Annotated in this window: 8 protein-coding genes; 4 read left to right on the forward strand and 4 right to left on the reverse strand. The window is 74.1% G+C overall.

All coding sequences use genetic code 11. The annotated features are described in order from the left end of the window. Positions 1-95: 95 nt before the first annotated feature. The 4 genes from ACFYX3_RS15525 to ACFYX3_RS15540 form a co-directional block, all read right to left on the reverse strand. Entirely contained in the window at positions 96-2,321 is a 2,226-nt protein-coding gene (locus tag ACFYX3_RS15525; RefSeq protein WP_382657694.1) for an NADP-dependent isocitrate dehydrogenase, read from the reverse strand. A 43-nt stretch (positions 2,322-2,364) separates the two neighbouring features. Further along, on the reverse strand, positions 2,365-3,438 hold the full coding sequence (locus ACFYX3_RS15530; protein WP_389013090.1) for a phosphatase PAP2 family protein: 1,074 nt from the start codon (positions 3,436-3,438) through the stop codon (positions 2,365-2,367). A 145-nt stretch (positions 3,439-3,583) separates the two neighbouring features. Then, positions 3,584-3,874, reverse strand: coding sequence for a hypothetical protein (locus ACFYX3_RS15535; RefSeq protein ID WP_389013093.1), 291 nt, complete (start codon positions 3,872-3,874; stop codon positions 3,584-3,586). A 45-nt stretch (positions 3,875-3,919) separates the two neighbouring features. Continuing rightward, positions 3,920-5,770 (reverse strand): glycoside hydrolase family 15 protein, encoded by a 1,851-nt coding sequence (locus ACFYX3_RS15540; protein WP_389013096.1) that lies wholly within the window; start codon positions 5,768-5,770, stop codon positions 3,920-3,922. Between the two features lie 196 nt (positions 5,771-5,966). Between ACFYX3_RS15540 and ACFYX3_RS15545 the strand changes: the two genes are divergently transcribed. The 4 genes from ACFYX3_RS15545 to ACFYX3_RS15560 all read left to right on the forward strand — a co-directional run bounded on the left by ACFYX3_RS15545 (position 5,967) and on the right by ACFYX3_RS15560 (position 11,094). After that, positions 5,967-6,761, forward strand: coding sequence for a glycosyltransferase family 2 protein (locus tag ACFYX3_RS15545; RefSeq protein WP_389013099.1), 795 nt, complete (start codon positions 5,967-5,969; stop codon positions 6,759-6,761). A gap of 491 nt (positions 6,762-7,252) precedes the next feature. Then, on the forward strand, positions 7,253-9,103 hold the full coding sequence (locus ACFYX3_RS15550) for a glycosyltransferase (RefSeq protein ID WP_389013102.1): 1,851 nt from the start codon (positions 7,253-7,255) through the stop codon (positions 9,101-9,103). Next, positions 9,085-9,957, forward strand: a complete 873-nt coding sequence (locus tag ACFYX3_RS15555) for a PIG-L deacetylase family protein (RefSeq protein ID WP_389013105.1) — start codon at positions 9,085-9,087, stop codon at positions 9,955-9,957. The genes ACFYX3_RS15550 and ACFYX3_RS15555 overlap by 19 nt, the downstream gene beginning before the upstream one ends. A gap of 48 nt (positions 9,958-10,005) precedes the next feature. Continuing rightward, positions 10,006-11,094 (forward strand): glycosyltransferase family 4 protein, encoded by a 1,089-nt coding sequence (locus ACFYX3_RS15560; RefSeq protein ID WP_389013108.1) that lies wholly within the window; start codon positions 10,006-10,008, stop codon positions 11,092-11,094. Positions 11,095-11,116 lie beyond the last annotated feature (22 nt).

Genomic DNA, 11,116 nt, shown 5'->3' on the forward strand with positions numbered 1-11,116 from the left:
TGAGATGCGCCACCGACGGGACCGCCCCGGCCGGAGGAGTTCCGGCCGGGGCGGTACGGGTCGCGCGCCGGGGCGGGCGACGGGTCTCGCGCCGGTCAGGCGAGGGACGCGACGGCCTCGTTGAACGTGGCGGACGGGCGCATCACGGCCGCGGCCTTGGCCGGGTCGGGCTGGTAGTAGCCGCCGATCTCGGCCGGGGAGCCCTGGACGGCGACGAGCTCGTCGACGATCTTCTGCTCGTTCGAGGAGAGCGTCTCCGCGAGCGGGGCGAAGGCCTTGGCCAGCTCCGCGTCCTCGGTCTGGGCGGCCAGCTCCTGGGCCCAGTAGAGGGCCAGGTAGAAGTGGCTGCCGCGGTTGTCGATACCACCGAGGCGACGGGTCGGCGACTTGTCCTCGTTGAGGAAGGTGCCGGTGGCGCGGTCGAGGGTGTCGGCGAGGACCTGGGCGCGGGTGTTGCCCGTGCTGGTCGCGAGGTGCTCGAAGGAGGCGGCCAGGGCGAAGAACTCGCCGAGGCTGTCCCAGCGGAGGTAGTTCTCCTTGACGAGCTGCTGGACGTGCTTCGGGGCGGAGCCGCCGGCGCCCGTCTCGAAGAGGCCGCCGCCCGCCATCAGCGGGACGACCGACAGCATCTTGGCGCTGGTGCCCAGCTCCAGGATCGGGAAGAGGTCGGTCAGGTAGTCGCGCAGGACGTTGCCGGTGACCGAGATGGTGTCCTCGCCGCGGCGGATGCGCTCCAGGGAGAACTTGGTGGCCTCGACCGGGGACAGGATCTGGATGTCCAGGCCCTCGGTGTCGTGCTCCGGCAGGTACTGCTTGACCTTGGCGATGATCTGGGCGTCGTGGCCGCGGTTCTCGTCCAGCCAGAAGACGGCCGGGGCGCCGGTGGCGCGGGCACGGGTGACGGCCAGCTTGACCCAGTCCTGGATGGGCAGGTCCTTGGTCTGGCAGGCGCGGAAGATGTCGCCCTCGGCGACCTCCTGCTCCAGGACGACGTTGCCCTCGGAGTCGACGAGGCGGACGGTGCCGGCCTGGGCGATCTCGAAGGTCTTGTCGTGGGAGCCGTACTCCTCGGCCTTCTGCGCCATGAGGCCGACGTTCGGGACGGAGCCCATGGTGGCCGGGTCGAAGGCGCCGTGGGCACGGCAGTCCTCGATGACGGCCTGGTACACGCCGGAGTAGCTGTGGTCCGGGAGGACCGCGAGCGTGTCGGCCTCCTGGCCGTCCGGGCCCCACATGTGACCGGAGGTGCGGATCATGGCCGGCATCGAGGCGTCGACGATGACGTCGGACGGCACGTGCAGGTTGGTGATGCCCTTGTCGGAGTCGACCATCGCGAGGGCGGGGCCCTCGGCGAGCTCGGCCTCGAAGGAGGCCTTGATCTCGGCGCCGAGGCCGTGCGGGATGGCGTCGAGGCCGGCCAGGACGGTGCCGAGGCCGTCGTTCGGGGACAGGCCGGCGGCGGTGAGCACCTCGCCGTACTTGGCGAAGGTGTTCGGGAAGAAGGCGCGCACGACGTGACCGAAGACGATCGGGTCGGAGACCTTCATCATCGTGGCCTTGAGGTGCACGGAGAAGAGCACGCCCTCGGCCTTGGCGCGGGCGACCTGCTCGGAGAGGAAGGTGCGCAGGGCGGCGGCGCGCATGACGGCGGCGTCGACGACCTCGCCGGCGATGACCTTCAGCGGCTCACGGAGCTCGCTGACGGTGCCGTCGGCGGCGGTGAACTCGAAGCGGAGGGTGTCGTCCTCGGCGATGACGGCGGACTTCTCCGTGGCGGCGAAGTCGTTCTCGCCCATCGTGGCGACGTTGGTCTTGGACTCGGGGGTCCAGACGCCCATGCGGTGCGGGTGGGTCTTCGCGTAGTTCTTGACCGAGCCCGGGGCGCGGCGGTCGGAGTTGCCCTCGCGCAGGACCGGGTTGACGGCCGAGCCCTTGATCTTGTCGTAGCGCGCGCGGACGTCCTTGTCCTGGTCCGTCTGCGGGTCGTCCGGGTAGTCCGGGAGGGCGTAGCCCTGCGCCTGGAGCTCGGCGATCGCGGCCTTGAGCTGCGGGATGGACGCCGAGACGTTCGGCAGCTTGATGATGTTGGCGCCGGGGGTCTTGGCCAGGTCGCCGAGCTCGGAGAGGGCGTCGGCGATGCGCTGGCCCTCCTCCAGGAACTCGGGGAAGACGGCGATGATGCGGCCCGCGAGGGAGATGTCACGCGTCTCGACCGTGACGCCGGCCTGCGAGGCATACGCCTGGACCACGGGCAGGAACGAGTACGTCGCCAGGGCAGGCGCCTCGTCAGTGTGGGTGTAGATGATGGTCGAGTCAGTCACCAGGTGCTCCGCTCCACGTCTGCGTATGCGAGATTGCTCGACATCAAGATATCTCGTGATCGTGGTCCTCGGTAAAGGGCCCCACGAGCTCGGCGTCGTGCGGCACGCCCGCGGCCTCGACGAAGGGGCCGCCGAGCCGGTACGGGGCGGGGGGACCGTCCACGTCGACGCGGCGCAGCAGCGCGAGCACGATCAGTCCGGAGGCGGCGACGACTCCCGCGGCGAGGGCCTGGCCGCAGCGGTGCGCGAGCCTGAGCTCGGCCGGGTCGTACGGGGCGGTGGCGGGCAGCGCGAGGGTGTCGCCGAGCAGCCAGAGCCCGGCGCCGAGGCCGGCCAGGGCGAGCAGGGCGAGCGGGACGGTCACGGGGAGGCCGGGCAGGGCGGGCCCGCGCCGGGGTCCGGGGCGGACCTTGCCCCTGCGGGCGATCACGGCGAGGAGGCCGGAGGTCACGGCGAGGGCGACGAGGGCGGCGGCGATGACGTCGCCGGGCCGGTGCTGCCCCGAGGCGATGGCGTACGCGCCGACGGCGGCGGCCCAGAGGGTGGCGGCGCCGACGGCGAGGGCGCGCGTCCGGTAGGGGGCGACGAGGACCAGGCCGAGGGCGATGCCGACGGCGAGGGTGGTCTGGACGCTGGGGAAGCCGCTCGGGAGGAGGGCGCCGGCGGTGTCGACGAGCCGGGGGCGGGGCGCGTACCGCTGGAGGAGTCCGGTGACGGCGAGTGCGGTGACGACCGCGCCGGCGGCGGCGCCGGTGAGGGCGTACCGCTTGCGTATGAGTCCGGTGGCGAGGAGGACGACGCAGCCGAGGACCAGGGAGAAGGTGATGAGCCCGGCGAGCGAGGGGTGATCGCGGAGGATCGTGACGGCGACGCCGTCGGCGCGCCGTCCGGTCACGGCGGCGTCGCCCCAGCGGCGGCCGGTCGCGGTGAGCACGAGTCCCGCGTAGACGACCGTGAGGAGGAGGACGGCCCCGAGGCAGGCACGCCGGGTCCGGGTGCGGACCCGTGTGCTGAACGAGCCGGCGGCCTCGCCGGCCACGGCGGCGTACCACCAGGTGTCACCGGTCTCCAGCGGCCTCGGGGAGCCGCCGGCGCGGAGCCTGTCGTAGGAAGCCATGCCCCGATTCGAACCCACGCGCGCCCGTGGCGCCCGCTGGACTCACCCGAACGACACGCCGAACGGCGGGAAGCCGGGTGGGGCCCTTGTCCGCCCGAAACCGCATGCGGTGGCTCCCGCCGCCGGAGCCGGGGTGCGGACGGCGTCAGCGGTCCCGGCGCGGCACCTGCGCCAGGCCCAGGAGGGCGAGCCCGCCGAGCAGGCCGAGGAAGGTCGCCACACCTGAGGCGGAGCGCAGGACGAGGTCGTCCGCGAGTTGCCCGCCCGCCTGGATCGCGAACGCCGCGGCCATCGCCAGCTGCCCCCAGCCGTGCAGCGCCGTCCGGAAGACGCGCCGCCGCTGCCAGGACGGCATCCAGCCGGTGCGGAGCGCGGCCGCTCCGGAGAGGGAGAGCAGGAGCGCCAGCGCGCCCGGTATGACGACGTACCAGTTCATGCCCGCCCCCCCGGTCCCCCGGCCCGCCGCCGGAGTTCAGCCGGATCATGCCACGGCGAGGCGACCCCGGTCGCGGTCGTGGCGGCGTGTGCCGTACAGGGTGAACGCCGTGTTCACCAGGGCGACATGACTGAGCGCCTGGGGTGTGTTCCCGAGCTGGCGGCCGGCCACGGGGTCCCATTCCTCGGAGAGGAGCCCGACGTCGTTGCGGACGTCGAGGACCCGCTCGAAGACGGTCCTGGCCTCGTCGGCGCGGCCGGTCATGGCGAGCGCGTCGGCGTACCAGAACGTGCAGGCGACGAAGCTCCCCTCGGTGCCGCCGAGGTCGTCGAGCTCGTGTCTGCCGCCGTCCCGGACGTCGCCGTACCGGCGCAGGAAGCCGTGGTCGTCGAGCCGCTCCATCGCCCGGATCGTGCTGAGGACGCGGGGGTCGCCGGCGGGGAGGAAGCCGAGCCGGGGGATCAGCAGGGCGGTCGCGTCGACCTGGGTGCTCCCGTAGTACTGGGTGAACGACCGCTGTTCCTCGCTCCATCCCCGGGCGCAGATCTCCGCGTGCAGTTCGGCGCGGAGCGCCTGCCAGCGGGCGAGGGAGCCGCGCAGTCCGGCGACGCGGGCGAGGCGGACGGCGCGGTCAGCGGCGACCCAGGCCATGACCTTGGAGTGGACGAAGTGGCGGCGCGGGCCCCGGACTTCCCAGATGCCCTCGTCGGGTTCCCGCCAGCGTTTGCCGAGGTAGTCCAGGAGCGAGGCCACCAGGGCCCAGGCCGCGGGGTCGAGGGCGATGCCCGCGCGGACGGCCGAGTAGACGGTGCTGAGCACCTCGCCGTAGATGTCGAGCTGGAACTGACCGACGGCGGCGTTGCCGAATCTGACGGGCTGCGAGTTCTCATAGCCGGGGAGCCAGTCGGCGTACGTCTCGGGGAGCCGTCGCTGGCCCTCGACCCCGTACAGCGGCTGGAGGTCGGCGGGGTCGCCCGCGACGGCGCGCAGCAGCCAGTCCGTCCAGGCCAGCGCCTCCCTGCGGTATCCGCTGCGGAGCAGACAGGAGAGGGTGAAGGTGGAGTCCCGCAGCCAGCAGAAGCGGTAGTCCCAGTTGCGGCCGCCGCCGACGCACTCGGGCAGTGAGGCGGTGGCGGCGGCGACGATGCCGCCGGTCGGGGCGTAGGTGAGGGCCTTGAGGGTGAGCAGGGAGCGGAGCACGGCCTCGCGCGCGGGGCCTTCGTAGCGGAGGGTGGCGGCCCAGTCGTTCCAGAAGGCGAGGGTGCGGGTGAGCGCGGCGGCGACGCCGGCGGGCGAGAGCGGCGGGGGTGCGGGGGCGTGGGAGAGGCTCCAGCCGAGGACGAAGGCGACCCGCCGGCCGGCGGTGACGGTGAACTCGCAGCTCGTACGGCCGGGGGTGACGTCGAGTTCGACGCCGGGCCCGCAGGAGAGCCGGGTGGCGTCGGGTCCGGCGACGGAGACGACGGTGCGGCGGTCCAGGGCGCGGGTCCAGGGCACGATGCTGCCGTGGTGGAACCGGACGCTCAACTCGCCCCGCACGGCCACCCGTCCGGCGATCCCCTCGACGACACGGACGATCCTCGGGCCGCCGCCGGGCGAGAGGCCGCCCCGCGAGCGCGGCGGCATGAAGTCGGTGACCCGGACCGTGCCGGTGGGGGTCTCCCACCAGGTGTCGAGGACCAGCGTGTCGCCCCGGTAACTCCTGCGCGTGCAGCGGCCGTTGCCGACCGGGGCGAGGATCCAGCGGCCGTGGTCCGGCTCCCCGAGGAGGCCGGCGAGACAGGCGGGCGAGTCGAAGCGGGGCGCGCACCACCAGTCGACGGACCCGTCGGTCCCGATGAGCGCGGCAGTCTCCAGGTCACCGACGAGGGCGTAGTCTTCAATTCGCCCTGCCATGACCGGATTGTATTCCTCTCGGAGAACACGCGCAGAAATGGCCTGGTGACAGGGCATGTCATTCCTTCGCCGGCGTCCGCATATTCTTCCGTTCTCCTTGACGGCATCACCAGGGGCGCAGGATTCTGAGAAAGCGGTCCGGTCGCGAAAAAGGCGAACCGGCCGGTCAGTGCGTACCGATGAGTAGCGATTCCCTATGAGTGAGCAGCGGTTCCCGATGAGCGGTGATTCGCATCCGCTGCGCCGGTCGACCGACCGGGCGCCCCTCCCCGGCACCCGGACGGTGAGTCTCGTCCTCGCGGTCCGCCCCGGAGACGGGCGCCCGGGAGCGGCGCTCGACCGGCTCCTCGGCCAGGTGCCGGCGAGCGTGCGGGAGGTCGTCCTGATCGGCGGTCCCGCCGGGGCGGGCGCCGCGCGCGACGGGCTCCGCGTCGTCCGGCTCGGGAACTGGGACTCCACGCGGGGCGACATCCCGCACGCGGCCCTGCTCGCGGCGACCGGTGACCTGATCGTCCTGATGAACGCCGACGGCAGCATGTCGCCGCACGAGATCCCGCATTACCTGCACTATCTGGAAAGCGGTTACGACTTCGTGAAGGGCTCGCGCTTCATCGCGGGCGGCGACTACGCCGACTATCCGCTGTCGCGGCGGGTCGGACACCGCGCGCTGCTGCGGATCGCCCGCCGGCTCTACGGTCAGCACCTCACGGATCTCTGGTACGGATTCTGCGCGTTCCGGCGGCCTTTCGTCGACCTCCTCGGCCTGCGCGAGGACGGCGTCGAACTCGGGGCGGAACTCGTCACGCACGCGCTGCACTACGGGCTGCGCGTCGCCGAGGTGCCGAGCCTCGAACTGCCGCGCCGTCACGATCCGTCGCATCCCCGCACGATCCGCGACGGCGCCCGCATCCTCGGCGCGCTCCTCCGCGAGCGGCCGCACAACGCCCTGTCGCGCCTGGCGCACGGATCTTTCCGCGGCTCCTCCGGTTGACGAACCGTACCGAAGGGTGCTAACGCTGAAGTGAGCAATATTTCAGGACGAACCAGGCCCTGAGGGCACACCCTCGGCAGGGTCGGTTGACGGAAGAGGCTCGACGTGAACTCCAGCCCCCTCAGCCGAACGCCGGCGGCACCCGTTCCGCACCCGCTGCGACGCGTGACCGACTGGCCCCTCGCCGATGCCCGGCGCCGCCCGCTCTGCCGGTCCCCGCGCGCCGCGACGGCCCACCCGGCCCGCCGGGCCTCCGACCGGATCGTCCCCGTCGCCCCTTCGCGCCGGAGCGCGGCGTGCCGGCCGCGCTGCGCCGCCCGGCGGCGGCGCGCCCGTACGGCCCACACCCGCACCGCCCGCCGCGGCAGCGGCTCAGGCCCATCGGCCTGCTCGTCCGGACCAGCTCCGACACCCCGGTCCCGCGCCTCCGCCGACCCGGCCCCACGTGACCGTGGACTCGCCCACGCCGAGAAGCCTCGGAGGCGGGTGCCATGACCAGTGTCCGAGGGCCTCTGGTCGTCGCGGTGTCGGGACCTGACGACGCCGGCACGTCCTCGCTCGTACGCCGGCTCGCGGTGCTGCTCCGCGAGCGCGGCGTCACCGTCCTCGCCCTCCCCTGCCGCGGCTGCTTCCTGTGCCGTCGGCTCCCGGTTCCGCCCCGCGTGAGGGACGCGGGGGAACCGGGCAGGGACGCGTGGGCGCGGCGCGCCACGGATCCCGAGCGCCGGGGACCCTGGCCTCGCCGTGCCCACGCCCTTCTCGACGCGGGGCTGCTCGCCTCGCGGATCGCCGTGGCCCGGCTGCGCGCGCGGGCACGGGCGCGCGGCGGGCAGGCCGTGGTCCTGACGGACCGGGGGCCGCTGGACGGCCTGGTGAGGTTCGGCCTCCCGGCCACGTCCCGGGCCGCGGCCGCCTTCCGCCGGATCGCCGACGGCTACGGTCTCACCCTGCTGGTGGAGACCGGTCCCGGGACGCTGCGCGGCCGGGGCCGCGAGGAACTCGCGGTGCCGTCGGCCGACTGGTGGGACCGCTGCCGCACCTGGTCGCGCAGGCTGCCGCGGGTCACCCGGCTCGACGGCGACGGGGCTCCGTCCCTGGTGGCCGAGGCCGCCCTGATCCGGACCCTCGACACGATGCGGGAGCGGGAGCGTGCGGCCGCCGCCGTGCCGGAGCGCGGCACGGCCGGAGCGCGGCGGCACGTCGTGGTGTCGGTCTACGGCGGCGCCGACGACCCCGCCCACCGCAGCGGCGGGGCGCTGGTGGCCGGCAAGGTGGCCCGGCGGCTCGCCGAGGACTTCCGGGTGACCGTCGTGACGGCGGGGCGGCGCGGCGGCACCGAGGAGCGGGACGGCATCCGGTACGTGCGGCTCCCGGTGGGCCGGGCGGGTCCGCGCGCCGGGCAGCTGCTGTTCCTCGTGCTGCTGCCGTTCGTGGCCCGCCGGATCCGGCACGACCTGTGGCTGGAGAGCTTCACCCCCCCGTACTCGACGAGCTTCCTGCCCCTGACGTCCGGCGCCCCCGTGATCGGCATCGACCAGGGGCGCCCCGGCGAGGCCTCGCGGAGGCGCCGTCGCCTTCCGTTCTTCCTCGTCGAGCGGCTCGGGCTGCGCTGCTACCGGCACATCGTGACGCCGAACAGCGCGGACGGCTCGGCGATCCGCCGCCTCAGCCCCCGGGCCGACGTGCAGGTCATCCCCAACGGGGTCGATCAGCGGCTGCTCGACGAGGCCCTGCTCGGGACCGGGCAGTTCATCCTCTTCCTGGGCCGGATCGACACCTGGGGCAAGGGCCTCGACCTGCTGCTCGACGCCTACGACCGGGCCCGGCCCCCGCTCGACCTGCTGCTCGCCGGCAGCGGCGTCCCCGCCGAGGAACGCCGCCTCACCGCGCTCGTCGCCGCCCACAACCGCGATCCGCAGTCCCGGATCCACTGGGTGGGCTTCGCCGGCGAGGAACGCAAGCGCCAACTGCTGCGTGACAGCGCCTTCCTGGTGATGCCGTCGCGACATGAGACCTTCGGCCTGGTGGCCCTGGAGGGCATGGCGTACGGCAAGCCCGTGCTGCACTTCGACCTGCCCGCGCTGCGCTGGATGCGCGGCAACGGCGACGTGGCCGTGCCACCGTTCGACGTGGCGGCGTTCGGCGCGCGGATGACCGAGCTGGCCACGGACCCGGCGCTCCGCCGGTGCCTGGGCCACCGGGCCGGGATCGCGGCGCAGCACTACGCGTGGGACGAGATGACGGGCCGCTACCTGGCCCTGGCCCACCGGCTTCTCGACTCACCCGCCGCCGCGCGGCGGCCGGGGAAGAGGGGTGCGTCGTCATGGCAGACGACCCGCTGACCGCCTTCGTCCGGACCGTCCTCGGCACCGGTGTCCCGATGATCGTGCTCTCTCCGCACCTGGACGACGCCGTGCTGTCCTGCGGCGCGCTGCTCGGCTGGGCGGGGCGGCGGGCCCCCGTGACGGTCGCGACGCTGTTCACGGAGGCCGCGCCGCCGCCGTACACCCTCTCCGCCCGGCAGTACCTGCGGCAGACCCGGGCCTGCGACGCGGAGCGGCTGTACGCGGACCGGCGCGCGGAGGACCGGCGGGTCCTGGAGCTGCTCGGGGTGGACTGGCGTCACGTCGGACTGGTCGACGGGCTGTTCCGGCGGCTGCCGCGGTCCCGCCCCGGCCTCGGACGGCTCGCCCCGCTGCTGCCCGAACTGGAGCATGTGTACCCGACGTACCGGCTGCACCTGGCCCGGGGCCGGGTCTCCGCGCACGACGCCGAGACCCTGCGCGTGGCCGGGGAGACCATCGACACGCTGCTGCCCGCCCGCTCCGGCGGCCTGGTGCTCGCGCCCCTCGGCATCGGCGGGCACGCCGACCACGTGCTCGCCCGCACCGCCGCCGAGCGGAGCGGCCGCCGCGTCGTGTACTACAGCGACTTCCCGTACAACCAGACGGCCTCCGCCGACGCGGAGTTCACCGGCCGGCACCGTCTTGTGGCCCGTTCCTGGGAGCGGGACCTCGACCGGAAGGCGGAGCTGATCCGGGGCTACCGGACCCAGGCCGACGCACTGTTCCCCGGGGGCCTCATCCCCCGCGCGCCCGAGGTGTACCTGCTGCCCTGGGCCGGTGACACGGCCGTCTCCCGTGGCTCCGCCCGGCTGCGCGGCACCAGGACCCGGACGGCCGGCGGTGTGCCGTGACCGGGGCACAGGGCCGGGCACCGGGACCGGCCGCCGCGGAGGTGCTCGATGCGCCGCGGTGAGCGACCCCGTGTCCTGCTCCTGACCGGCGGTCCGCTGGACGGGGCGGAGGGCGGTGCCGTACGGCTCGCCGGCGACGTCCTCGGGGCGCTGCCGAACGTGGACTTCGTATGGTTCGCCCGGTGGCCGAACCGGCGCCAGGAGGCCCCGGAGCGCGGGCGGCCGGTCCGCATCCTGTCCCGGGACGTGCCGGGCGTCCCCGCGCGGGTGCAGTCCGCGCTCGCCGGGGCGCTGTTCGCCCGCCGCGTCGACCTCGTGCACGTCTTCCTGACCGTCGGCCGCACCTTCCCGCTCCTGTCCCGGCTGCGCCCGCTGCTGTTCGGCGGACGGCCCGTCGTGCACACCGTGCCCGGCGTCCCGGACAACCGCTTTCCGGCCCACGGCCGTTCCCTGGGAACGACGGTCGCCCTGTCCGAGTCGATGGCCCGCCGGCTGCGGGCCGCCGACTTCGGCGACGTCCGTGTCGTCCCGCCCATGATCGCTCTGGACGCGTGGCCGTACCTGCCGCGTCCCGAGGGGTTCCCCTCGGTCCTCTTCGCCGGGCACCACGATCCGCACGGCGGGGCGGAGACCGCGATCGAGGCGGCCGCGGAGGCCCACCGGGAGGGAGCCAGGTTCCGTCTGGTGCTCGCGATGCGCGGACGACCGGGGCAGGACACCGCGACCCTCGACGAGGCGCTGCGGGAGCGCGCCGGCGCGGCCGGGCTGCCGGACGTCGAGGTGCGCGGATACGTCGAGGACATGCACGCCCTGCTCGCCTCCGTCCAGGTGCTGCTGTACCCGCCGGTCGTACTCGGCGGGAACCCGGACATCCCGTTCACCGTGCTCCAGGCACTGGCCACGGGCCGCCCGTCGATCCTCAGCGACCTCCCGCAGTTCGCCGACTTCGGGCACGCCGTGCTGCGCGCCCCTGCGGGCGACGGGCGCCGCACCGGGCAGCAGCTGGCGTGGCTGCTGGACCAGCCGCGCTCCTGGGACATGCTCGCGGAGCGGGGACGGGCCCTCGTCGAGGACCACTTCGGCCCCGAGCGCTTCGCCGCCCGGTACGCGGCGCTCTACCGGGAGCTGCTGTCATGAGGGCGGGAGCTGCTCTCAGGAG

This window comes from Streptomyces sp. NPDC002463 (assembly GCF_042889835.1).
GTDB lineage: Bacteria > Actinomycetota > Actinomycetes > Streptomycetales > Streptomycetaceae > Streptomyces > Streptomyces nymphaeiformis.